The sequence below is a fragment of the Flavihumibacter stibioxidans genome (assembly GCF_014332695.1).
In the GTDB taxonomy this organism is placed as follows: domain Bacteria; phylum Bacteroidota; class Bacteroidia; order Chitinophagales; family Chitinophagaceae; genus Flavihumibacter; species Flavihumibacter stibioxidans.
The window spans coordinates 403,739-429,014 of record NZ_MBUA01000023.1 but is presented as its reverse complement, the minus strand read 5'-3'; the positions used below and the strand labels follow the sequence as shown (position 1 = coordinate 429,014).

Annotated in this window: 18 protein-coding genes; 10 read left to right on the top strand and 8 right to left on the bottom strand. The window is 49.6% G+C overall.

All coding sequences use genetic code 11. From position 1 onward, the window contains the following. Positions 1 to 6 precede the first annotated feature (6 nt). Entirely contained in the window at positions 7 to 1,077 is a 1,071-nt protein-coding gene (locus tag BC349_RS13220) for a COX15/CtaA family protein (protein ID WP_187257243.1), read from the top strand. Between the two features lie 45 nt (positions 1,078 to 1,122). Next, positions 1,123 to 3,381, top strand: a complete 2,259-nt coding sequence (locus tag BC349_RS13215; protein WP_187257242.1) for a patatin-like phospholipase family protein — start codon at positions 1,123 to 1,125, stop codon at positions 3,379 to 3,381. Between the two features lie 9 nt (positions 3,382 to 3,390). Here BC349_RS13215 and BC349_RS13210 read toward each other — a convergent pair whose 3' ends face one another. From BC349_RS13210 to BC349_RS13200, 3 genes are all read right to left on the bottom strand, one after another. Next, positions 3,391 to 4,311, bottom strand: coding sequence for a diacylglycerol/lipid kinase family protein (locus BC349_RS13210; RefSeq protein ID WP_246456931.1), 921 nt, complete (start codon positions 4,309 to 4,311; stop codon positions 3,391 to 3,393). 29 nt (positions 4,312 to 4,340) lie between these two features. After that, entirely contained in the window at positions 4,341 to 7,610 is a 3,270-nt protein-coding gene (locus tag BC349_RS13205) for a beta-L-arabinofuranosidase domain-containing protein (RefSeq protein ID WP_187257241.1), read from the bottom strand. 132 nt (positions 7,611 to 7,742) lie between these two features. After that, complete coding sequence (locus BC349_RS13200) at positions 7,743 to 8,744, bottom strand: 4-hydroxyproline epimerase (RefSeq protein ID WP_187257240.1); 1,002 nt, start codon at positions 8,742 to 8,744, stop codon at positions 7,743 to 7,745. Positions 8,745 to 8,964: 220 nt separating this feature from the next. Between BC349_RS13200 and BC349_RS13195 the strand changes: the two genes are divergently transcribed. From BC349_RS13195 to BC349_RS13185, 3 genes are all read left to right on the top strand, one after another. After that, positions 8,965 to 10,719 carry a DUF885 family protein gene (locus BC349_RS13195; protein WP_246456930.1) on the top strand — a complete coding sequence of 585 codons (1,755 nt, stop codon included), beginning with the start codon at positions 8,965 to 8,967 and terminating at the stop codon, positions 10,717 to 10,719. A gap of 101 nt (positions 10,720 to 10,820) precedes the next feature. Beyond that, the gene (locus tag BC349_RS13190; protein WP_187257239.1) at positions 10,821 to 11,765 is read left to right on the top strand and encodes a dihydrodipicolinate synthase family protein; all 945 of its coding nucleotides are present in this window, start codon (positions 10,821 to 10,823) and stop codon (positions 11,763 to 11,765) included. Next, complete coding sequence (locus BC349_RS13185) at positions 11,749 to 13,338, top strand: aldehyde dehydrogenase (NADP(+)) (protein ID WP_187257238.1); 1,590 nt, start codon at positions 11,749 to 11,751, stop codon at positions 13,336 to 13,338. Before BC349_RS13190 ends, BC349_RS13185 begins: the two co-directional genes overlap by 17 nt. Positions 13,339 to 13,383: 45 nt before the next feature. Here BC349_RS13185 and BC349_RS13180 read toward each other — a convergent pair whose 3' ends face one another. Beyond that, on the bottom strand, positions 13,384 to 14,778 hold the full coding sequence (locus BC349_RS13180) for an APC family permease (protein ID WP_187257237.1): 1,395 nt from the start codon (positions 14,776 to 14,778) through the stop codon (positions 13,384 to 13,386). A 93-nt stretch (positions 14,779 to 14,871) separates the two neighbouring features. Continuing rightward, positions 14,872 to 16,191 carry a Gfo/Idh/MocA family protein gene (locus BC349_RS13175; protein WP_187257236.1) on the bottom strand — a complete coding sequence of 440 codons (1,320 nt, stop codon included), beginning with the start codon at positions 16,189 to 16,191 and terminating at the stop codon, positions 14,872 to 14,874. Between the two features lie 164 nt (positions 16,192 to 16,355). Between BC349_RS13175 and BC349_RS13170 the strand changes: the two genes are divergently transcribed. The 3 genes from BC349_RS13170 to BC349_RS13160 all read left to right on the top strand — a co-directional run bounded on the left by BC349_RS13170 (position 16,356) and on the right by BC349_RS13160 (position 21,266). Further along, positions 16,356 to 18,764 carry a glycoside hydrolase family 127 protein gene (locus tag BC349_RS13170; RefSeq protein ID WP_187257235.1) on the top strand — a complete coding sequence of 803 codons (2,409 nt, stop codon included), beginning with the start codon at positions 16,356 to 16,358 and terminating at the stop codon, positions 18,762 to 18,764. Between the two features lie 12 nt (positions 18,765 to 18,776). Continuing rightward, a complete protein-coding gene (locus BC349_RS13165) occupies positions 18,777 to 20,495 on the top strand; it encodes a tetratricopeptide repeat protein (protein WP_187257234.1) in 1,719 nt (572 codons plus the stop codon). A gap of 168 nt (positions 20,496 to 20,663) precedes the next feature. Continuing rightward, a complete protein-coding gene (locus tag BC349_RS13160; protein ID WP_187257233.1) occupies positions 20,664 to 21,266 on the top strand; it encodes a hypothetical protein in 603 nt (200 codons plus the stop codon). A 158-nt stretch (positions 21,267 to 21,424) separates the two neighbouring features. Here BC349_RS13160 and BC349_RS13155 read toward each other — a convergent pair whose 3' ends face one another. Beyond that, positions 21,425 to 22,309 (bottom strand): helix-turn-helix domain-containing protein, encoded by an 885-nt coding sequence (locus BC349_RS13155; RefSeq protein ID WP_187257232.1) that lies wholly within the window; start codon positions 22,307 to 22,309, stop codon positions 21,425 to 21,427. Positions 22,310 to 22,404: 95 nt separating this feature from the next. Continuing rightward, on the bottom strand, positions 22,405 to 23,448 hold the full coding sequence (locus BC349_RS13150; protein ID WP_187257231.1) for a 3-oxoacyl-ACP synthase III family protein: 1,044 nt from the start codon (positions 23,446 to 23,448) through the stop codon (positions 22,405 to 22,407). A gap of 100 nt (positions 23,449 to 23,548) precedes the next feature. Here BC349_RS13150 and BC349_RS13145 point away from each other — a divergent pair, with 100 nt between their 5' ends. Together BC349_RS13145 and BC349_RS13140 are read left to right on the top strand one after the other, a co-directional pair. Next, on the top strand, positions 23,549 to 23,869 hold the full coding sequence (locus BC349_RS13145) for a DUF2752 domain-containing protein (protein WP_187257230.1): 321 nt from the start codon (positions 23,549 to 23,551) through the stop codon (positions 23,867 to 23,869). Beyond that, positions 23,862 to 24,209, top strand: a complete 348-nt coding sequence (locus tag BC349_RS13140) for an NINE protein (protein WP_187257229.1) — start codon at positions 23,862 to 23,864, stop codon at positions 24,207 to 24,209. Before BC349_RS13145 ends, BC349_RS13140 begins: the two co-directional genes overlap by 8 nt. Here BC349_RS13140 and BC349_RS13135 read toward each other — a convergent pair. Continuing rightward, positions 24,189 to 25,202 carry an alpha/beta hydrolase gene (locus BC349_RS13135; protein ID WP_187257228.1) on the bottom strand — a complete coding sequence of 338 codons (1,014 nt, stop codon included), beginning with the start codon at positions 25,200 to 25,202 and terminating at the stop codon, positions 24,189 to 24,191. The two genes, BC349_RS13140 and BC349_RS13135, sit on opposite strands and share 21 nt — an antisense overlap. Positions 25,203 to 25,276 lie beyond the last annotated feature (74 nt).

Here is a 25,276-nt window from a genome sequence, read left to right as displayed (position 1 = left end):
CATCCCATGGAACAGATCGGAATGCAAAAGGGGAATAAGGCCGTAGCGACCTGGTTGCTGATTGGTGTCGCAATGATCATTGTACAGGTATTACTGGGCGGGATCACCCGTTTGACGGGTTCCGGCCTGTCGATTACAGAATGGGACGTAGTAACGGGAACACTGCCCCCACTTGGCGAAGCTGCATGGATGGAAGAATTCCGAAAATACCAGCAGACACCGCAATACAGGTTGTTAAACACCGACTTCACCCTGGGCGATTTTAAATTCATCTTTTTCTGGGAATGGTTTCACCGTGTATGGGCAAGGCTGATCGGTTTTGTCTTTCTCATTGGTTTTGTGTACCTGGTAGCCCGAAAATACCTCCGCAGGGATATGGTCAATCCACTGCTCATACTCTTTTTGCTGGGGGCATTGCAGGGAGCGGTCGGCTGGATCATGGTGGCCAGTGGGCTTACCGGTGATGCAGTTTATGTAAAACCAACCCGGCTTGCCCTGCATTTCATCCTGGCCATCGGCCTGCTCTGTTATACTTTCTGGTTTGCCCTCCGGTTGCTGGTGCCTCCGGGGGAACGGGTTCATTCAGCACCGGTTAAAAAACTAACCGTGCTGATGCTGGCACTTCTGACCATCCAATTGATTTATGGCGCCCTGATGGCAGGGCACCGGGCAGCCACAGTGGCGCCAACCTGGCCTACCATCAACGGCAGCTGGTTCCCGTCCGGGATGGGCCGCGATGAACCAATCCTCCTCAACCTCATAGACAACACCCTCACCATTCATTTCCTGCACCGCAATATTGCCTACCTGATAATAGTGCTGGTGATCATCTGGTACCGGAAAGCGGCACGTGAAGCGGCAGGCACCCTGTTCCTGAAATACGGCCGTTTGCCGCTGGTACTGGTAGTCATCCAGGTACTGCTGGGTATCTTATCAGTACTTACAAGTACCGGGATTGTACCCAATGTCTGGGGCAATTTTGAATGGATGGCGCAGTTACACCAGCTGGTGGCCATGTTCCTGGTATTATCGCTGGTATTTATGCTATATCTTTTCAGCCGAAGGCAGCAGGCATAATTTGGTTCTTGTCTACACGTTTATAGAGTGTACCTTGAACCAGCTATGAAGCAAAACCTGAAAGCCATATTCTATTCCTTTCCCGTACAGCTTATCCTGCTTCATTTAAAGAAGTTCCAGGTGCTGCTGCTTTTCTGGCTTGTGCTGTTTGGGGCCATTAACGGAAGTTTTATGGCCACTTTTGGTATGGATTCCCTTTACCTTTCACCCGAATACCTGGGTAAGGTGAATGCACTAAGTGCCAGTATTGTAGGGGCCACAGTGGGTATTTTCATCATGAGCTGGAATGTTACCACTTTTATCCTGTTCAGCAGGCATTTCCGCTTCCTGGCAACTGCCACCCGTCCCTTCCTGAAATACTGTATCAATAATGCCGTGATTCCTTTGATCTTCCTCATTTTTTATTTTATCAGGGCGGTTGACTTTGATATGCACAAGGAACTGATGGCCCCGGCAGAGATCATTACACTGGTGGCAGGCTTCCTGCTGGGTTTACTGCTGATAATATTCATTTCGTTCGGGTATTTTTTCGGGGCCGACATGCATATTGCCCGCAATATGATCAACCTTGATCCCTCCCCTTTGCCCCTGCATCGCGGCGTCAGGTCCCATATAGTGCTGAACAGCGGCGGCAGCCGCCTGATCAAAGTAACCACCTATTTCAGTGGCCGGGGAAAAGTAAAGGCAGTGAGGGATGTATCGCATTACAGCAAGGACTTCCTGGAGAATATTTTCAACCGCCACCACCTGGCTGCCGTCCTGTCGATTTTTATTGCTTTTGTGTTCCTTATGGTGATAGGTTTTATCCTGGACTATGATATTTTCCAGTTACCTGCGGCGGCAAGTATTACCGTTTTCCTGGCCATCTTCGTGGCAGTGGTGGGCGCGATCTCCTATTTCCTGCAAAGCTGGAGTATGCCTTTTGCCGTGCTGGTGATCATAGTGGTCAACCTGCTCTACCGGTATGGGATAATCGATCCTACCAATAAAGCATACGGACTGGATTACCGTAAGGATATTCCGAAGGCTGAATATTCACCAGCCAGTCTTAAACGATTAAGCACAAACGAAAAAATGGAATCCGATAAAACCCGGATGCTGGAAGTGCTGGAGAACTGGAAAGCCAGGCAGGGTACGGAAAAGCCCTACCTCTACCTGGTGGCTGTGAGCGGGGGCGGAACCAGGAGCGCCACTTTTACCATGGGAGTGATGCAAAAGCTGGACAGCATCTCCGGCGGGGAGTTGATGCGGCAGACTTTTATGATCACCGGTGCGTCCGGCGGTATGCTGGGGGCGGCTTATTTCAGGGCGCTGTCCAGGGAAAGGGATCTTGGCAAACCGATAGTCCTGCAGGACCCGGTTTATGTGGATGATATCTCCAGGGACCTGCTGAACCCGATTTTTTCGTCCTTTGTGGCCCGCGACCTGGCAGCACCTGCACAGAAATTCCGTGTGGGCAATTACGAATATGTAAAGGATCGCGCTTATTCCTTTGAACAGCAACTGAATAAAAATACCCGCTACCTGCTGGATAAAGAACTGGGCATGCTGGCGGATGAAGAACATAAGGCCCTGGTGCCGGCCATGATATTTAATTCGGTAATCACCCGAGATGGCAGGAAACTGCTGATCAGCACCCTGCCCGTAAGTTTCCTCATGCGACCTGCCGGCGATTCCAGGTTGCAGGATGCCAGTGATCCTGATGCCATTGATTTTGCCGCCCTGCTGGAGAAAAAGGATCCCATGAATCTTCGGCTACTCACGGCCCTTCGCATGAACGCAACATTTCCGTATGTGCTTCCGAATGTGTGGCTGCCCACCGAACCCAAGATCGATGTGATGGATGCAGGCCTGCGCGATAACTATGGTGTGGAAACGGCACTTCGTTTCACCCATGTATTCAGTGACTGGATCCGTGCAAATACAAGGGGCGTGGTCCTGGTGCAGATCCGTGACAGGCAGGGTGGGGGGTGGGAATATCCCTTCGAATCAAAAGACATCTCAGAGATCGTTACCAGGCCCATGTTGTTGCTGCAATATAACTGGCATAAGATGCAGCAATATAACCAGCAGGATCTGCTTGGCCTTACATCAGACCTTATGGAAGGACGTTTTCAAAAACTGACCTTTCAGTACCAGCCCGAAAAAGAAGAGTCCAGGGCTGCATTGAATTTCCATCTTACCCAAAGGGAAAAAAATGATATTGTCCGGGCCCTAGATGACAAAGCCAACAGGCAAACATTCCAGCATTTCGGGAGCTTGCTTAAGTCGGATACCACCGTCATGCAGTTAACGGAAAGATGAGTTTGCTATTTAATCGGTCATTGGCTGGATCAACTGGAAACAACGCGGAATGATTTTTATATTGAGTGTTTCCATTGTTTCCCGCGGTTCGCCATCAATGTGGAGCGGCGCGTCATCGCGGTTCCTGATCTGGATACGGCTTGCCTGAAAGTACTGTATCGATTGATAGTTGTCGTCCTTTGTCCCGGTCAGTTTCCCACCGCTGATTTGCTGTATGATGGCAAATGGCAGGATGGCTTTGTTCATTTTAGGCACCACTACTATATCGAGCAATCCATCGTTCAGGCTTGCTTTCGGGGCGATGGTAAACTTATTGCCAAACTGGTTGCTGTTGGCCACGCTGATGAAAAAAGCATCTGTCTGGATAATATGGTCATTTGCCACCATCTCAAAATGATAGGGCTTTGCGGAGAAAAAATTCTTCAGCGTTTGTTGCGTATAGGTCAGCAATCCCCGGCCGGGCTGGTTGGCGAAATCGTGGGCAACTTTTGCATCAAACCCAAGACCACAGAGCATACAGGCGAAGGAGTCATTTACCATGAATGCATCCACATAGCGGGCTTTACCGGTGAAGGCAAGTTCCAGGGCTTTTGGGGTGGATTTTGGGATACGTGCGCTAAAGGCAAGTCCGTTGCCGGAACCAAAGGGTATGATCCCGAAATTTACGGGCAAATGCCGTATACTGTTTACCACCTGGTTAACGGTACCATCGCCACCGCAGATGATAACCTCTGTGAAACCTTCTTCGATTATCTTTTGTTCAACAAACCGGTAATCCCCCCCGGCAACAGTAGGCAAAATTATTGCCGTCACCCCGTGACTGTTTGCCACTTTCAATACCTGTTCCCCGAGGCCGGTTTTTGCGGAGGTTCCGGAAATCGGGTTAACAAGAAAAATATATTTTTTATTGCTTTTGGATGTTGGCATCATGGGCAATTAATGCCTTCAAAGCTAGTGTTTCAGTTTTGTAATAAGTGGTTAAATTCTGCCCGGCTGATCATGAACACTGTGCCATGCCTGGAGCCTTCCGGGAATTTCACCTGGCTGGAAATATCAGTCCATTGCTGCAGGTCAGCGGACTGCAGCGCGCCATACTGGTGCTGGGTATATTTGTCGAAGTACAGCCACCATTTGTGGTTGAAACGGATGGCAGTAGGGCCTTCTGCCCAGTAGTTTCCGGTAATGGCAGGACCTGGTGAGGAATAATCTTTTTTGAGTTTCCTGCTGGTGGCGATCCTGATATTTTTCTGCGGACTTGGTTTGAGCGTTTCGTCCTTCAGGAACATGATATATTGTTCTCCGTTGCGGACAATGCTTGCATCGATGACATTGAAGCCCTTGTCGTACAGCAGCCTGGTGGCGCTGTATGTTTTAAAATCCCTGGTGGTAGTGTAATACAGGCGGTGGTTATATTTTTCATCGCCCAGGGCCTCGGTTTTCGGGAAGCGGCCTGGTATGGTGGTGGACCAGTAGATCATGAATTGTTTTGCCTTTGGGTCATAGGTGATTTCCGGGGCCCAGCAATTGAGTGCTCCGGGCTCATGCGACATAACGGGAATGAATACCTGCTCCGACCAGTTCACCAGGTCTTTGGAGCTGGCATAGCCGATTCCCCTGTCGTTCCAGCTAACGGTCCAGACCATGTGAAACAATCCATCCGGACCTCGGGTGATGCAGGGGTCGCGCATCAGTTTGTCTTTGGCAACGGTTGGACTGAGGAAGGACTGATCATTTTTAAGTGCCTTCCAGTGGAGCGCATCTTCGCTGTAAGCCAGGTGCAGCCCGTCTTCCCCGTTACCCTTGAAGTAGGAGAAAAGCAGCACGCTATCGCCCTGAGACGATAGTGCCTGCGGATGTTGTTCCTTTGGCCTTTCGGTTCCCTTAATGGTCCTTACGCCAAAGATCCGGCCGGCGGTTCTGCCATGGTTCGATTCGATGCGGATCGTGATCCGGCTTTTATCGCCGATTAACTCTTTGGGAAGTTCGTATTCGCGATCATAGAATTTTCCTGTTGGCCCGCCGGTGAGTTCTTCCGTTTTGACCAGTTTGCCTTCAGCAAGGATGTCAAATTTCCGGTCTTTGTCATCACCCAGGTAGGTGAATAGAAGATTGTTGTTAAGAGTGGGGTCAACATTTATTTCGAAGGAGAAATATCCTCCTGCACGTACTTCCCTGCCATTCACGCCGATGGCATCGCTGACATAGCTTTTTTCGCTTGCTTTCAGGTTGTGGTCGCGTTCCGGCTGCATTTCGCCGATCCGGAAGAAGTCAATAGTACGGGCTGCGATTTCTCCCTGCCTTTTCTTTTCCGCTTCATACGCTGCCTGGCGGTTGGACCAGTCAGCATGGGTGAAAAAATCCCAGTACACACTGTAGTACTCCTTGTACATCTGGTAAAATGGAATGAGCTGCACATCGGATGGTTTGCCGACGCCTTTCATTTCGAAGGTGAGGGGTTGGTTGGCGACCGGACTGATCCAGTTGTTGACATTTTTATCATCGGTCAACAGGACAGGGGTTCCGAAAACGGGATCCGGCATTTGCTCGCCGAGCCGGCCTGCGAGCACCAGCGGCCCATACAGCACAGCAATGCGGTTGGGATTATCGGGCATGCTCTGGGTGTGCAGTTTTTTGGACAGTAAGAGATTGATCCGGTCATTGTTTTTCCAGGTTTGATCCAGCACCAGGAAGCCGTCTTTATCGGCTTGCACTGTTTTGATTTTTCCGTTGACGTTGATGATGGCGGTGGATGCCCAATATGGTTGGCGGATTCTGATCGGAAAGCTGGCTGGTTTTTTTGCAGAGATGGTGAACCTTATCTCATCTGATTCGGGGAAATTTGTTTCCTGTTTTATGGTGATGTTCTTTTCTTTCCATTGCAAAACAGAAGGAATGAAAAGGTTTATATACAGGCTGCCGTCAGTGCCGTTGTAATAAATTCCTTCGCCGTATTTGCTGTGATTTTCCATGCCGCTGCCAACACAACAGGTGAAAGTGTTAAGGGAATCAGAGAATTGTTTTTTAGTGCCCATCCGCAGCGGAACGAAATAGGTCATCATACCGTTTTCCGGGTTTTGCGAAGCGAGGATATGGTTGTAGAGTGCACGCTCATAGAAATCGCCCAGTTCTGCTGTGGGCTGCCAGCTATATAACTGCCTGGTCAGTTTGAGCATGTTATAAGTATTGCAGGTTTCGCAGGTATTATCGCTGAGGCGTTCATTTAGTTTGCGGGGCTCCCCGCAGTATTCGTAGTTGCTGTTTCCGCCGATTACATAGCTATGGTTATGAACCATGGTTTTCCAGAAAAAGGAAGCGATGGTTTTTTCGCGTTGGTTGCCGGTAAGCGTGTACTGGGAAGCGCTTCCGATGGCCTTGGGAACATTGGTATTGCTGTGTTTTCCGGGCATCGGATCTATTTCCTGTGACAATGGTTTCATTACGAAATCATCGAAAAATAAATAGGAACGTTCGAGGTGTTTTTTATTTCCGGTGATGGCGTACAACTGTGCCAGCGCATCGTTCATGCCACCGTATTCGCAGCGCAGCATTTTCTGAATCTGCTCTTCGTTGAGTTCCTTAAGCAGGTTGCCGGTCCAGTCGCTCAGGCCCTCTGCTATGTTAATTGCCTGCTTGTTGCCGGTGTACAGGTAACCATCCAGCAATCCGGCCATCAGTTTGTGCACCACATACCAGGGTGCCCAGAGCCCGTTGAGATCAAAGCCGCCGGATTTTATTTCGCCCCTGGAGACCCTTGCCCATGCGCTGTCTTCGCCGGGCATGGCGCCGACAAACCCCGTTCCGCGGGCCTGCTGGCAGCGGGAGAGTTCACTAACTATATAGTCTAAGCGCTTTTTGAATTCGATGTTTCCTGTGGAAGCATACATCAGGCTGATGGCAGAAAGGTAGTGACCGAGGGTGTGACCCGATAGTCCTTCTGATTCCCAGCCGCCGTAAACGGGCGCTTTTGGGGGAAGTTTCGCATTCTCGTAGAAATGATGCAGCAGCCGGTCTGGCTCGAGGAAGAGGAGATAACCGGCATCCTTGTCCATGGCTTTTTTGAAAGGGCTGCCTTCGAGCAGTTTCACGTCTTTCAGGTCAAAAGCCCAGGCCCTGATGGGGGCCGCAGGTTTAACCTTCAGCCTCGGGTCATTTTTTACCGGGATATAATTTTGCGCCATGCCAAGGTTGCTGATGGTCGCTATTGCAAGGGTGATGAGTGTTTTTTTCATGTTGTGTTTTTTGGGTGGAAAGGCGTCTGACGGGATTCAGGCGTCTGACGTTTGGATCCACGGTTTCCAATAATGCTAAACGTCAGACGCCTGAATCCCGTCAGACGCCTTTCACCACATGTCAGACACCTTTCACAACACCTGAAACCCATACGCATACGGGTCATCAGATGGGTCAATGGAAATGGTATTGTATCCGTAAATGCGTGCCCATCCTTCGATGCCCGGGCGAATGGCCGGATTCCCGGCTACGGTGGTTTCTTCTTCAATAGTGCCGGTAAAGGTGGATCCGATAATGCTTTCATGAATGAAGCGGTCACCTTTTTTTAGTTTGCCTTTCGTGTACCACTGTGCCATACGGGCTGATGTGCCGGTGCCGCAGGGACTGCGGTCGATGGCCTTGTCGCCATAAAAAACCGCATTCCGCGCTGTTGAAGCCGGATCCAGCACAGCCCCTGTCCACAAAATATGTGAGCATCCGTTGATGGTCGGATTCTCCGGATGAACGAATTCGTATTTTTCGTTGATGCGTTGCCGTAATTCACGTGCCCAGGCAATCAGTTTGTCGGCGGAATAGTGTTCCAGTCCGGCAAAATTTTTCTGCACATCCACAATTGCATAAAAATTACCGCCATAAGACACATCGAAAACCAGTTCACCCAGTTCAGGACAGACTGCCGTCAGTTCAGTAGCAGCCAGGTAGGCCGGCACATTGGTCAGTTTTACAGATTTTACTTTGCCGCCTTCCTGTTTGTATTCAATATCAACCAGTCCCGCCGGTGCTTCCATCCTGATGCGGCCAGGTTGTTTTGGAATTATTAATCCTTCTTCCACCGCAATGGTGATGGTGCCAATGGTTCCATGTCCGCACATGGGCAGGCAACCACTGGTTTCAATAAACAACACAGCCACATCATTGTCCGGATCATGAGGTGCATATAAAATGGAACCACTCATCATGTCATGCCCCCTGGGTTCAAACATCAGTCCCTTCCGGATCCAGTCGTATTCCTTCAGGAAGTGCTGGCGTTTTTCACTCATGGTGTTTCCCTGCAATACGGGTCCGCCACCTGCCACCAGCCTCACCGGGTTGCCGCAGGTATGCGCATCAATACAGAAAAATGTCTTTTTCATTCCTTGCCTTTAGTTCTCCGAAGTTAGCTTTCCTGAACGAATCAATATCATCCGGAATTGGTGAATCCTTTCCGATTTTTATCCTCTGAAGTGTGTGTAATGCAAAATGCATATAAAGTGTAAAAGAGACAATACACCTGTCTGGTGAGATGTCCAATAAAAGAATGGGGCCCGCTATTCAGGCGGGTCCTTTATTTTTATACTATAAAAGCTCAAGTAAATGATAAAACGATTCGATTCCTGTATGGCAATGCTGTGGGCACCGTTCCTGCTTTTTGCGCCGGCACTAATGAATGCCCAGGTTAATACAGGTCATGAAATTTCCCTGCAGGCATCGGAACTCACCAATACAATCATCCAGTACAATGCAGACCGGGGAAGCCTCGACAGATTTTACATGCTCGAAACATCACCAGAACGTACCGAAAGACTGAAACTCCTTGACCGGCAGTATTCATTGCGATTGCAGCAATTCAATTTTGATAAGCTGGGGCTCGATGGTAAGGTTGATTATGTATTGTTCAGCAGGAACCTGCAGAATGATCTGCGTTTGCTGGAAGAGGAAGCTGTAACTGCTGTTGCTTCGAAGGGCTATAGCCCATTTGCGGAGGAGGTTTTTAGGTATGAAAAGAAACGTCGCCGCGGTGCAGTATTGCCGGCAGCAGAGTTGGCAAAGGAAATGCATGGCTGGCAGACGGAACTGAAGCAACAGATCAAAAAGCTGGAAACGGACCAGCAGATCAACCTGGTAACTGCTTATGCTGCACAAAGAAGGGTAAAGGATGTCCGTGATGCGCTTAAAAGCATTCATGATTTTTATTACGGTTATGACCCGCAGTTCACCTGGTGGATGGAAGCGCCATATAAGGGGATGGACAGCCTGCTGAATGTATACAGTGATTCCATGCTGGCAAGGGCAAGAAAAAATTCCTCTTCGGCTGATGATGGCAGTGGTATCATCGGACGACCGATCGGTGCTGTTGAATTAAAGAAACAACTTGAGTTGGAATATATTCCTTACACGGCAGAAGAGCTGATTCGCATTGCAGAACAGGAATTTGCCTGGTGTGATAAGGAGTTGCTGAAAGCGACCAGGGAAATGGGTTTTGGAACGGACTGGAAAGCTGCTATGGAGAAGGTTAAAAATACCTATGTGCCTGAGGGTAAACAACCGGAGATGATCCTGGACCTTTATAACCAAAGTGTAGATTTCATTAAGAAAAGAGACCTGGTTACGATTCCGCCCATTGCAGAAGAAACCTGGCGCATGAACATGATGTCGCCCAGGCAGCAGTTGGTCAATCCTTTTTTCCTGGGAGGTGAAAGTATTATCATTTCCTATCCAACCAATACGATGGCGGAGCCGGACAAGTTAATGAGTATGCGGGGAAACAATCCGCATTTTTCACGCGCCACAGTTCATCATGAACTGATTGCTGGACACCACCTGCAGATGTACCAGAATGATCGCTACCGGGCCTATCGAAATTTTTATACTCCTTTCTGGATCGAAGGATGGTCCTTGTACTGGGAGATGATCCTCTGGGATATGGGCTTCCCGCGCGGACCTGAAGACAGGATCGGTATGCTGTTCTGGCGAATGCACCGTTGCGCCCGGATTATTTTCTCGCTCAATTACCATCTCGGAAAATGGACGCCGCAGCAGTGTATTGATTTCCTGGTGGATCGTGTAGGCCATGAGCGCGCTAATGCGGAGGGAGAGGTGAGAAGGTCTTTCCAGGGAAATTACGGTCCGTTGTACCAGCTTGCCTACATGATCGGTGGCCTGCAGTTTTACGCACTTAAAAAAGAACTGGTTGACAGCGGCAAGATGAGTTATAAGCAATACCATGATGCCATCCTGCAGCAAAACCAGATGCCCGTTGAAATGATCCGGCAGATCCTGACAAACCGGCCACCCCGGCAGAATTTTTCAACCAGCTGGCGCTTTTATCCCGGTGAAATAAGGAATTGATTAACTTGTTAAAATCGGTAAACAATGTATTAATTGCCGGATAGCATTGGCAGCCGGCAGGAAGTAATTTTGACTATCAATTTTGAACTAACAGAAAATTTATGGCAAATATTAACTGGCACGGAGTATATCCCGCGCTGCTGACACCTTTTGATAAGAATGACAGGGTGGATTTTGAAATGTATAAGACCAACGTTGATGCACAGGTGAGTGCCGGCGTGGATGGTATCATCATTGGTGGCTCACTCGGTGAAACGAGCACCCTTCTCAGCGAGGAAAAAAGGGATCTCCTGGTTTATTCAAAAGGAATTGTTCCTTCTGCACTTCCGGTGATAGTGAATATTGCGGAACAAAGCACAAAAGTGGCTGTTGCACTTGCCCGTGAAGCAGAAGCCAATGGTGCGGATGGTTTAATGCTGCTGCCGCCGATGCGCTATAAGGCAGATGAAAGGGAAACTGTTGCTTTCTTTAAAGCGGTGGCAGAAAGCACTTCCCTGCCAATCCTGCTGTATAATAACCCGGTTGATTACAAGATTGAAATTACCCTGGATATGTTTGAGCAGATGCTTGACAACCAGAATATACAGGCGGTAAAGGAATCCACCCGTAACACAATGAATGTAACCAGGATGCTTAACCGATTTGGTGAGCGGTACAAAGTACTGACCGGAGTTGACCCTATTGCACTGGAAAGCCTGTTGCTGGGTGCACACGGATGGGTAGCCGGACTGGTGGATGCATTCCCGCGTGAAACGGTTGCGATCTACCGGCTGGTAAAGGCAGGCCGCATTGATGATGCGGTAGCGATAAACCGGTGGTTTTTGCCCCTGTGTGAACTGGACATCCATCCCAAACTGGTGCAGTATATCAAACTGGCGGCGAAAGCTACAGGGATTGGTACTGAATATGTAAGAGCGCCACGCCTGGTGCTGGAAGGGGCAGAAAGGGCTGCGGTGCAGAAGGTGATCGATGATGCCCTGGCCACCCGGCCTGAATTGCCGGACTATCTTAATCTTCAAAATTTTTCAAATGCTGAATGGGCTTAGTGTGATCGGTCTGGATAAGGCCGGGGAACAACCGAAGAAATTATTTGCTTTCAGTACTGTTTCAGGCAGGCAGTTGCCGGAAGCTTTTTCTGTGGCCAGTGAGGAGGAAATAGAATTGGCCATCAACAAGGCGGGGCAGGCCTTTTCTGCGTTCAGTGTTCTCCCCGCTAATGCAAGGGCCGGTTTCCTGGAAGCAATAGCCGAAGAGATTGCTGCCATTGGCGAGGTGCTGGTAGCCCGTGCAAATATGGAAACAGGTTTGCCGTTGGGCAGGCTGAATGGTGAAAAAGACCGGACTGTGAACCAGTTGAAACTCTTCGCTACAGTATTGCGGGAAGGAAGCTGGGCCGGAGTTGTGATTGATACGGCCATGCCTGACCGAAAACCACTGCCCCGGGCCGACCTTCGCAAGATGCAGGTGGCCATTGGTCCGGTGGCTGTTTTCGCGGCAAGTAATTTTCCGTTTGCGTTTTCAACAGCAGGGGGAGATACTGCCTCTGCACTCGCAGCGGGATGCCCTGTTATTGTGAAGGCGCATACTTCGCACCTCGGGACCAATGAATTGGTTTCCGGTGCGGTGCAGCGAGCGGCCGCACGCGCAGGTATGCCCGATGGAGTATTTTCCTCCCTGGTGGGGGAAGGTGTTACGCTGGGACAATATCTTGCCAGGCATCCCGGAATTAAAGCGATCGGATTTACCGGTTCATTCCGTGCAGGTATGTCTTTATTCCGGGCAGCAAATAATGAGCGTGCCGTTCCTGTTCCGGTTTACGCAGAGATGAGCAGCATCAATCCGGTGCTGTTGTTGCCGGGAAAAATTGCCTCTGGTCCCACAGTGCTTGCCCAGCAACTGGCCGCATCCATATCACTGGGTGTGGGACAATTCTGTACTAATCCCGGATTACTCTTTGTGGTGGAAGATGAGCATACAAGCTTCTTTGCGGATGAGCTGGGAAAGGCGCTGGCTGCGGTTCCCGGGGGCACCATGCTGAACAAAACCATCTGCGACAGTTTTTATTTCAATAAGGAAAAAGTAAAATCAATCAGCGGTGTAAAGGTGCTGACCGAAGGGGCAAATGCTTCAGGTGAATTCCAGGGCACTCCGGCTTTACTGCAGGTGAGCGCTGCGGATTTTATGCAGAATCCGGACCTGCAGGAAGAAATTTTCGGTCCTGCATCACTGTTGGTAACCTGTGCCAGTCCGGCTGAAATGCTGCAGGCGATTGGTACCATACATGGCCAACTGACCGGATCAGTATTTGGAGATGCATTTGATTTGGAGGCCTTCGGTGCGCATGTTCAGTCCTTGATCGGAAGAGTTGGCCGCATCATTTTTAACCAGGTGCCAACAGGTGTGGAAGTATGTCATGCCATGGTACACGGCGGACCATTCCCGGCTACCACTGATGCGCGATCTACTTCGGTAGGTTCTGATGCCATGCATCGGTTCCTGCGGCCGGTATGCTGGCAGGATTGTCCTGCCGAACACCTGCCGCCCGCCCTGCAGAACAGCAATCCATTGAATTTAATGAGGAAAATAAACGGCGTTTATACGAGGGATGCCATTGTTTAACCCCCCCACGCGTCTGACGTGCGTCTGACGTACGTCAGACGCACGTCAGACGCGTTTCCGGATTCCATAGTAAATCGGGATGCCGAGAAGGGTAATGATGAGTCCCGGCCAGGTAAATTCCGGCTTGAAGATGATCAGCAGAATGCAGAAGCTGAGTCCCATCAATATGTAGATTACGGGAAGTAAGGGGTAGCCAAATGCCTTATAGGGCCTGTCAGCATCAGGCCTTTGTTTACGCAGGATGAAGATGCCTGCGATGGTAAGCATATAGAATCCAACTACCACAAAGGAGATCATATCCAGCAGCTGGCCATATTTGCCACTGAGGCTCCAGGCACAGGCAAAAACACATTGAAACCAGAGCGCATAACCCGGTACATCGTTGTTGTTCAACGAACCTGCTTTTTTAAAGAAAAGCCCATCCTTCGCCATTGTATAATAAACCCGGGCCCCAGCCAGAATGAGGCCGTTATTGCAGCCGAAGGTGCTGACCATTATCATCAGTGCAATGATGAGGGTGCCTGCCCCGCCGAAGATGACCTGTGCTGCAGTTACGCCCACCCTGTCTTTCTCGGCGCCGGCAATTTCGTTCAGTGGCAACACGGACAAATACACCAGGTTGGTGAGTACGTATATAACGGTTACGATCAGGGTGCCAAGAAAAAGACTGAGTCCTATATTGCGTTGTGGGTTTTTGATTTCACCGGCGATAAAGGTTACGTTGTTCCAGGAATCACTGCTGAAGATGGATCCCACCATGGCAGCGGCGATTGCACCCAGGGCGGCAAAAGTGGTGTACTCGCCCAGAACGCCTGATGGGGTGCGGGATTGGAGAGACCAGGCATTTGTCCAGGTTGAATTCCACAGATCCTGACGGAAAGCCAGTATCCCGAACAGGATCAGCCCGAATAAACTCAAAAGCTTGGTGAGGGTAAATGTTGTCTGGATTGTTTTCCCGCTTTTTATTCCTCGTGTATTGATATAGGTTAGTATGACTATGACCAGTATGGATATCAGTTGGGCAGGGGAGATGGCCAGTATTCCAAGGTCAACAGCTACTTTGTCTTCGCTGATGGAAGGAAAGATATATGCGGCAAACTTTGCAAAGGCAACGGCAACTGCTGCAATGGTGGCGGTTTGTATGACAGAAAAAAAACTCCAGCCATACAGGAATCCGACAAGTGGATTATAGGCTTCTTTCAGATACACATATTGTCCGCCGGCTTTGGGGAACATGGCGCTTAGTTCGCCATAACTCAGTGCGGCAGTAATGGTCATGAATCCGGTTATCAGCCATACTGCTATCAGCCAGCCGGCACTTCCTACATTTCGGGTGATATCTGCACTTACGATAAATATACCCGAGCCGATCATGGAACCTGCCACAATCATTGTGGCGTCGAGCAATCGCAGGGTCGGTTTAAAATTGGTGTGACTCATAAGCTGAATTGTTACAGGAGACGGAAGTTAGTGAATCCTGTAACAAGGCGCGACTGGCTGCCTTGCCTGATATCGACGGCAGCTAACCGGATATTATCCAATCCGGGGAAGCTTGTAATTATTGTGGTATTGCGCTTTGAGTAATTTGTTCGCCGCAGCGGAATCGAATGATTTTTTAGCATGATTCCAGGTCAGTTTTTCCCGGGTGCGGAAAGCAATATTTCCCAACTGGCAAACCTGTGCGGTGAGCGATGCTTCCTGTATGGGGGTGTGCAAACCATCGGGTGATCCGGCTTTGATGGCATCCACAAAATTCTGCATATGCCTTACCAATGCCGTTCCCTGGTCTTTCTGCAGTTCAACGGCTTCCATCTTTCCCTTCTCTGGTGTTACATACCAGCCTTCACGGTTCAGTACCAGTGTTCCGTTATTACCGATAAAAGCAGTCCCATGGGTGAGTCCGTATGGACCGAGATCAATACCGGTGGCATGTTCCCATACCATATTGAATTTGTCATATTCAAATACGGCGGTAAGCGTATCCGGTGTTTCGGAGGCATCATCCGGGTAGGCCATTTTGCCGCCAGAAGCCAGAACCCTGTTGGGAAATCCTGCCTTCATGCCGAGCAGCGCATAGTCGATCATGTGAACACCCCAGTCTGTCATCAGCCCGCCTGCATAATCCCAGAACCATCGGAAATTGAAATGGAAACGGTTGCTATTGAAAGGCCTGCTGGTGGCCGGTCCCAGCCACTTCGTATAGTCCACACCGGGAGGCGGTGTGCCATCCGGTTTAATGGGAACCGGTTTCATCCAGCCCATATAGGCCCAGGATTTTACCGTGCGGATATTGCCCAGTTTTCCGCTGTGTACAAAATCGATGGCATCCCTGAAATGCGGGGCGCTCCGTTGCCACTGACCAACCTGTACAATGCTTTTATATCGTTGCTGGGCAGCTTCCATCACAGCGCATTCTTCCACGGAGTTACCGCATGGTTTTTCCACATACACATATTTTCCTGCCGCGCAGGCATCAGTCATCATTAGGCAATGCCAGTGGTCGGGAGTGCCAATAATCACTGCCTGCACCTCTTTGTTATCCAGCAACTGGCGGTAGTCTGAATAAGTCTTTACCGGCATATTGATTTTTTCCAGCTCTGCCGCCCTGCGCCTGAGAACATTTTCATCTACATCACAGAGTGCCACGCATCTCGTTCCTGGTATCTTCAGCAAGGCCTGCAGGTTGCTCCATCCCATTCCATTAACGCCAATCAGTCCAAAAGTTAACTGGTCGGAAGGGGCGGTTGTTGCAGGAACAGCAGCTAGCAAATCCTCAGTGAAAACAGGCAAAAGTGTGGTGCCCAATAACAGTCCACCCGTATTACGGAGAAAATTCCGGCGTTGACTTGACATATTGATCGTTTTAATTTCGGTTACGACACTTAATTTACAAACAAATCCGGACGTACAGGAAGGGAAGGAGAAAATATGTGCAGCAACAGTCAATTTGTGTTCACTTATTTATAAATGTCATGCATACATTTAAAATAATTTTAGCCGTTTTAAATTTAGTAAACATGAGAATCCGTTCAATTGCATCGATATTAGCCTGTGCAGTAATGGCTACCGGGCTGCATGCACAATCCGTTAAGGGCGATTATCCGATCAGGCCGGTACCATTTACCCAGGTGCATTTCAACGATGGGTTCTGGGCGCCCAAGATGGAAGTGAATGCCAGCGTTACCATCCCCTACACCTTGCAGAAATGCAGGGAAACCGGGCGCATTGATAATTTCCTGAAGGCAGCAGGTAAGATGCCCGTTGGAAAAATCACCGAATACCCGTTTGATGATACCGACCTGTACAAACTGATTGAAGGGGCTTCCTATTCATTGCAAACAAAACCTGATCCGGCGCTGGATAAAACCCTCGATACACTGATCGCCATCATCGGTGATGCACAGGAGCCTGATGGTTACCTCTATACTTTCCGGACCATGAAGCCTGATACCCTGCATCCCTGGATCAGTCCGAAGCGCTGGGAAAATGATCCCGATCTTAGTCACGAATTGTATAACTCGGGGCACCTGTTCGAAGCCGCTGTGGCACATTACCTGGCAACCGGAAAAAAATCCTTCCTCGATATTGCCATCAAAAATGCCGACCTGCTGGTGAAAGATTTCGGTCCGGGTAAAGCCGCCTATTTTCCGGGACACCAGGTGGTGGAAATGGGACTGGCGCGCATGTACAGGGTAACCGGTAAGAAGGAATACCTCGACCTGGCAAAGTTCTTCCTGGATATCAGGGGCAATGGCCGGATCAGGGGAGCCGAATACAGCCAGTCGCACAAAATGGTAACCGATCAGCATGAAGCGGTAGGCCATGCCGTGCGCGCAGCGTATATGTATACCGGCATGGCTGATGTGGCGGCATTAACAGGGAACAAAGCATATATCCGTGCCATCAACGATATCTGGCAGGATGTGGTGGAACATAAATTATACCTGACCGGCGGCATTGGTGCTACGGGAAATGGGGAAGCTTTTGGCGCGGCTTACCAGTTGCCGAATATGTCGGCCTATGCGGAGACCTGTGCCTCCATTGCCAATGTATACTGGAACAGCCGCATGTTCCTCATGAACGGCGATGCCCGCTATATTGATGTGCTGGAACGCATCCTCTACAATGGCCTGCTTTCAGGGGTTTCGTTGAGTGGTGACCGTTTCTTTTATCCCAACCCGCTGGCATCCATGGGACAGCACCAGCGCAGTGCCTGGTTTGGCTGTGCCTGTTGCATTTCTAACATGACGCGGTTCATGCCGTCAATTCCCGGTTATGTATATGCGCAGCGGGATAACCATCTTTATGTGAATCTTTATGTAGCCAGTGCATCGCAGATCGATATGCCGGCTGGAAAACTGTCTGTCGGCCAGGAAACAGAATATCCCTGGAAGGGGAAAGTGGTTTTAAAAGTTGATCCCGATAAAAAATCAGCTTTCACCATACACCTCAGGATTCCCGGCTGGGCCAGGCAGGAAGCCGTTCCCGGTAGTTTGTACCAATTCCTCGACCAGGAAAGAAAGCCCGTTAACATACGACTGAATGGGAAGCCGGTGAAATACCTGATGGAGAAGGGTTATGCCGTGATCAGCCGCAGTTGGAGCAAGGGTGATAAACTTGAGTTGGAGCTGCCGATGGAAATTGAAAAAGTGCTCGCCAATCAAAAAGTAAAGGACGACCTAAATCGTTTTGCCTTGCAGCGGGGGCCCTTGGTGTATTGCCTGGAAGGTGCTGATAACCTCGATAGTGCGGTCAACAATATCATGGTGGACCGCCAGGCTGATTTTGTTTCCGGCTATGAACCTGGTCTGCTGAATGGCGTGATGGTGTTAACTGCCAAAGGTATTTCCACCAAAAGGCAGTTGAATTCAGAAGCCTTGTTGAAAACAGCACAAACCGTGAAGGCAATTCCATATTATTCCTGGAATAACCGCGGTGCCGGTGAAATGCAGGTCTGGATTCCCTACAACGAATCGTCTGTCCGCCCCAAACCCTCGCCCACCATCGCATCAAAAAGTAAGGTCAGCTCTTCGCAGTCCAACCCCAGGATGCTGCGCGGACTCAACGACCAGTATGAACCCGCGGATGCGCAGGATCACAATTCTGTTTACCTGCACTGGTGGCCTAAACAGAATACCCTGGAATGGGTTCAGTATGATTTTGACCAGGACTACATGGTAAGTGAATCAAAAGTTTACTGGTTTGATGATGCGCCTTTTGGTGGCTGCAGAATTCCGACATATTATAAAATTTATTATCTTGAGAAGGGAAGATGGGTGCCTGTAGAGGTGATTGCTTCTGATGCCATCAGTAAAGACAGGTATAATATGGTTAGGTTCAAACCGGTGCTTACCAGGGCATTGCGACTGGAAGTGCAACTGCCGGAAGAACATTCGGCGGGTATTCACGAATGGATTGTCCAGTAGAAAACCAACATTATGAAACAGGTTCAACTGTTACTGCTCTATTGCTTCCTGCTCTATAGCTGTAATAACAGCGCGGGAACAAAGGAGGGGCTGTTGGACGAACCCGCCCAAAGGAAATCCATAAGCTGCTCCCCGCCACCCACCCATGATAAGGACTGGTATTCATCCGGCAAAAAAGCGCCCCGGCTGGCTGGACTGGAAGGAATACATTTCAGGATCACCACCAACAATAAGGAAGCGCAGGAGTATTTCAACCAGGGACTGATGCTGGCTTATGGGTTCAACCATGCTGAAGCCGCCCGTTCCTTTTATGAAGCCATGCGGATTGATTCTTCCTGTGCCATGGCATATTGGGGCTATGCATTTGTGCTGGGTCCCAACTACAATGCAGGTATGGAGGAGGATAATTTTCAGCGGGCATACGAGGCCGTTACCCGGGCGCGCGCACTGGCTAAAAATGCCACGCCGGCAGAAGCTGCGCTGATCGAAGCCCTGGGGCAAAGATATTCGGAACAGCCGCCCGCAGACCGTTCGCCGCTGGATATTGCCTATGCCAATGCCATGAAAAAAGTGTTTGACCAATATCCCAACAATCCTGATATCGGGGCGCTGTATGCGGAGGCTATGATGGACCTGCATCCCTGGGATCTGTATGAAAAGGGCAGCAAGGCGCCCAAGCCCTGGACCGGTGAAATACTGGCAGTGCTGGAACATTTAATGAAACTGCATCCCAGTCATCCCGGCGCGCATCATTTTTATATTCATGCGCTGGAAGCATCTGCCAGTCCGGAGAAAGCGCTTCCCAGTGCAGCATTGCTGTTGACGATGGTGCCGGGATCGGGGCACCTGGTACATATGCCTTCTCATATTTACATCAATACGGGCGACTACCACCAGGGCACTTTGTCCAATCTCAAGGCGGTGGAGGTGGACAGTTCCTATATTACTGCCTGTCATGCACAGGGCGCTTATCCGCTGGCATATTATCCGCACAACTATCATTTCCTGGCGGCGACGGCCACGCTGGAAGGGAATTCAGCCCTGGCCTGGATGGCAGCCCGGAAACTGCAGCACAATACCTCTGCAGAGATCATGCAAATGCCGGGATGGGGCACCCTGCAGCATTATTATTCCATACCCTACTACATTGCAACGAAGCTTGGTATGTATGATACCATTTTGTCGCTTCCCAGTCCGCCCAACCATCTGCCTTATCCTAAAGCGATCTGGCATTACGCCAGGGGTACTGCATTTGCGGGTAAGAATGACCTGGCAAATGCGCAAAAGGAACTGGCGGCATTGGAAATTATTTCTACCGACAGCAGCCTGGAAAAGCTGTCAATCTGGAATATCAATACCGTGGCGGACCTGGTGCAGATTGCGCGGCATTCCCTGGCAGCCAACCTTGCGGGCAGGCAGGGCCGGTTAGACACCGCCATTGCGCTGCTGGAGCGGGCCGTTGCGTTGGAAGATGGCCTGAACTATAATGAGCCGCCGGACTGGTTTTTCTCTGTCCGCCATCAACTGGGCGCCACCTTATTACAATCTGGACAATATGCTGCGGCCGAAAAAGTGTACCGGCAGGATTTGAAGCAATGGAGGAAAAACGGCTGGGCCTTAGCCGGACTGCAACGGTCATTAGCCCTGCAGAACAAGCATCCCGAAGCGAAGCAAGTTCAGCAGGAATTTGAGCAGGCCTGGCAGTATGCGGATATCAAGATGGGGGAATAGGGTGGAAATTCCACTGAAGCTGACCACCTTATTCCGGGCCTGAATGACCACTATTAGTCAGGTACAAATTTCGAATCAATTCTCTAATGGCAGCGATTTTGTCTGCATTGATTTCTGTGATCAATTATTGACGGAAAATAGTGATTATACAGAGCGGAATTTCCACTGATGGAACTGGAAAATGGATCCATTGCCATTTCCGGCAGTCCGGAGCATGTTGACGTAAAAATCTCTCAATCGGTGCCCAACATGCGAAACGAGACAAAGACGGTGACTACTTCCACCCTGAACGTTGGTCCGGTGCTTCTTTTTTTTCCTGATATGAACAACAAAACATTTGAGCATGTGGCCATTCCAAGGAAAATGGTTTTATCCAGTTCCGCGGGTAGTGGCTCTGGAACTATTAAGCTGGTACAATCGCCCTCCGTTTCTGTTTCTTCCTCAGGGGTGATTAGCTCAGTTATCGGGAATGAAATCGTTATTGTTTACAATGATAATGAAACCAATGTGGACCGGTCTGAAGGTGAAAAGACAGTTGCAACGAAAAGCGCCGGCGACCTGGCACTGGTGGAGGCATTGGTCGATAAGGACAGGAAACTGAGTTATCGAAAGGTAGTAAGTGAGAGCCGGGATAAAAGGGCAGCCTATTATTTAGGCAATTCCATTCCGAATTCCGCTTCCTCCATTATTTTCCCCATCGGTAAACAGGGGCTGGGATTCAATGCCTGGAAGACATTTTACACCAACTGGTGTTTTTTGCAGATAAAATGATGCGTGAAAACTGTCTCTTTATTGGAAATTCCACGGAAGCAGGTCACCTTATTCCGGGTCTGAATAACCACTATAAGCCAGATATATATTAGTTGTTCGTGTTTGTTTTACCCGGCATTACCTGTTGTGAAGGCAATGTTTTTTTGGAGCGGAATTCCCTAACTCGCTGCCTCATACGTATGCAGGAAATACTCCTCCACATATTCGCTGGGTGATTTTCCTACCACGGACTTAAACACCCGGTTGAAATTGGTGATGCTGTTGAATCCGCAGTTGTAGGCAATGGCGGAAATACTGTCAAATGTTCCGTCCGTCAATTTCTTGCAGGCTTCATTGATGCGCACTTCATTCAGGAAGGATACAAATGTATGCCGGGTCCTTTTTTTGAAATATCGACAGAACGCCTGCGGAGTCATATGCGCCTGCCGGGCAACGTCCTCCAGGGTGATTTGCCGGGCATAATTGCCCAGGATATAGTTGTAAATATTCCCCAGCCGAATCCCTTCATGCTCGCTGAATCCTGCCATTTCCGATATGCCCGAAAGTTCTTTCAGGTTGGTGAAGGCAGAGAATTTCCTGAGCATATCCAGGAAGGAAATTAGCTGTTCAACCCCGCCCTGTTCTTCTATCAGTGATATCTGACCGCTGATCTCTTCAACAGTTTCTTCGGGTAACATGAAACCCGTCCGGTGCTTGTGGAGGAAACTCCTGATCTGCCTGGTTTCTGCCAGTTCAAAAAGGTGCCGGAGTTTTCCATTCGGATTGAAGAAGATCGTCAGCGCTTCCACCTCCAGGTCACCGGAAAAATAATCGGGTTCATTCTTAAATACATGGGGCTGGTTGGCGCCGATGCAATAGATCTCGTTGGACCGGAACGGGTGCATATTATTTTCCACTACCAGTGTGCCTTCCCCTTTGATAATCCAGGTGAGCTGCATTTCATCATGGCGGTGCAGGTGCGGATACATATAAGGCATTTTATCCCGCTGCACTATGATATTTCTTTCGCCCGGTACCGGGATGGTAAAATGCAGAACCTTCATATCGGTCGTTTTAAGTGTAAAACAGACCTTAAATTAACCTTATCCTAATAAATTACCAGCCGTAAGTGAATATCCGGCTAAAACAGGTTAAAATCCTACCATCTCAACAGTGCACTGGCCCAGGTGAAACCACTGCCGAAGGCAGCCAGGCATACCAGGTCGCCTTCCTTGATTTTTCCTTTTTCCCAGGCCTCACAAAGGGCAATGGGCACCGATGCCGCTGTGGTATTTCCATACTGCTGGATATTATTGTACACCTGGTCATCACCCAGTCCGAGTTTCTGCTGCACGAACTGTGCTATGCGCAGGTTTGCCTGGTGCGGTATCAGCATATTGATATCGGATGGTTTGAGTTTACTGGCTTCCAACGCTTCCATGATTACTTCCGGGAATTTGACAATGGCTTTTTTGAATACTGCCGGTCCGTCCATAAAGGGGAAATTCTGCGCATTGTCGATCATGGCATGACTCATGAACATGTCTGCCACCGGCGCATCGTTAAAGTCGGCATGATGACCCCAATGGTTGGCATGGGTACCAGGGTTATACATAGCCAGGATCTCTGCGCTTTCGCCATCACTGTGCAGATGGGTGCTTAATATCCCGCGGCCTTCTTCTGTAGTGGGTTGCAGGATAACCGCACCGGCGCCATCACCAAAGATCACGGATACATTCCTGCCGCGGGTGGTAAGGTCCAGCCCGAAGGAATGTTTCTCACTGCCTATTACTAAAATATTTTTATAGGTTCCTGTGCGGATAAACTGGTCGGCTACCGATAAGGCATACACGAAACCACTGCACTGGTTGCGCACGTCCAGCGCCCCGATCTCCTTCATCTTCAGGGCACGTTGCACCAATACCCCGCAGCCGGGAAAATAATAATCGGGAGATAATGTGGCGAATACGATAAAGTCAACATCCTGCGCGGTGATTCCCGCCCTTTCAATAGCGATCCGCGCTGCCTCCACCGCCATGGTGGTAGTGGTTTCGCCGGTCCGGTCCGCCCAGCGCCTTTCTTTTATTCCTGTTCTTTCCTGGATCCACTCATCATTGGTGTCCATGTACTGGGTAAGGTCGTTGTTGGTCACTACATTCTTCGGGACATACATTCCAATTCCGGCGATTCTGGAGCGGATCATAGCAAGCTGTTTAGTAAACAAAGATAGGGGTGAGTGGTGAGAACTGATATTGGATACCTGAGAGGTGAAAGGGAGGTGGAATTTAATTATATTTGGGTGGATGGTAATCAACTGGTTATACCGTAACAATGAGTTGCTGATCTGGACCGGAGCCATGGTGTGGCTTTATACCATGATCAACCCTGCTGAAAATGCACAGGGGTGGTGTCCTTTCAGGGCAGCCGGAATTGACCTGGTGCCGGGCGAAGGTAATTGTATGGGTTGCGGAATCGGTCGCAGCATTAATGCGGTTATGCATGGCCGTTTTACACAATCCCTTACATATCATTGGGCAGGCATACCTGCACTGTTAGCCATTGCAGCACGAATCATCAAACTGGTAACAGTTAACTATAAAACCCAAAACATAATTCATGGATAATTACCTGATGGGGCTGCCCGGACTGCAGCCGGAAGAGATGGCCGGGATAAGGGAACTCACCAGCAAAATGACCGACTCCCAGCGAAACCAGTTCCTGATGCTCTACAGCGGTAAAAGAAAAAAGCCTGATGAAATTCTTTTGCTGACCTGCCTTGGCTTTATCGGCGTAGCAGGTATCCAGCGCATGATCACCGGGGAAGTTGGACTGGGCGTAGTTTACTTTCTCACAGGAGGTCTCTGTCTCATCGGTACCATCGTCGATATCGTCAATCACAAAAGACTTGCAACTGACTACAACCTCGAACAGATGTATGAGTCGTCAAGGATGGTTGGAATCTGACACCTGTTGCTGAAGGACTACCTGCTTCATGAATTGTTCTATCTCCCTTTCCACCCCGGCTGCATCCCTGGATTTGAACGGGGAGCCGATCACATGATCGCCGGTCAGCGGCATTGATATTTCCTTTTTTAAATTGGGTGCCGTACCCAGTTGGTGAAACATTTCCCGCATAGCGGATACCTTTACCACCGGATCCTGGTTGTCCTCATCCTTGTAGTAGTACAGGAGCAATACGGGTTGCTTTACTTTCGAAAAAGTTTCCGGCAACATGGTTGTTTCCAGCATTTCCTCCAGCGCTACTGTCGCTTCCAGCCGGTAGGGGCTGTTCCAGTACTGGTTGTACATTGGTCGCTTGTCGGAGGAATATCTGTATGGACTGCCCAGCACCAGTTTCGCCACCTGTAATCCCCATGGATTGTTGAGCAGCCAGGCATTCGGGTCGTTGATGGCTATATTGGGGGATAGCAGTATCAACGCATGGACATCATCAGGGTAGGTTGCTGCCAACTGGATGGCGTTGGTACCGCCCGTAGATGTGCCCATCAGGATCAGCTTTCTCCCCAGTTGCTTTCCGATAGCCAATGCTTCCTTAGCGCTTTCCCAATATTTTTCCGGCGTCAGATTAACCAGTGCGTCGGTGGTATCAATGCCATGTTCGGCTAACCTTGACAGGTAGATGTTGGCGCCGAATTTACGGGCGATATTGGTATGCGTAGGCGCTCCTTCAAACTGGGAGGCGGAAAATCCATGCAGGTAAACGATGGCGTATTCCGTCTGTTGTTTGATGGAATCATTGAACCAGACGATGCGGGCCTGGTTATCGGGCTTTATTTTGTGTTCGGCTTCCTTGTTTTTTATGTGGGTCTCCAGTTCCCCGGCATCGGAAGGCAGTACCGGCAGGTCGGTACGGTAAACGGGAGTAGACGGATTAGGTCCCACGATATATCCAACAAAGAGCAGTGCCGGAATGGCCAGCAACCATTTTTTACGCATAAAAACTATTGATGCTACAAGCTACAAATTGTCTGTCAGAATCCCGCCTGACCGCAAGAAACATGTTACATTCG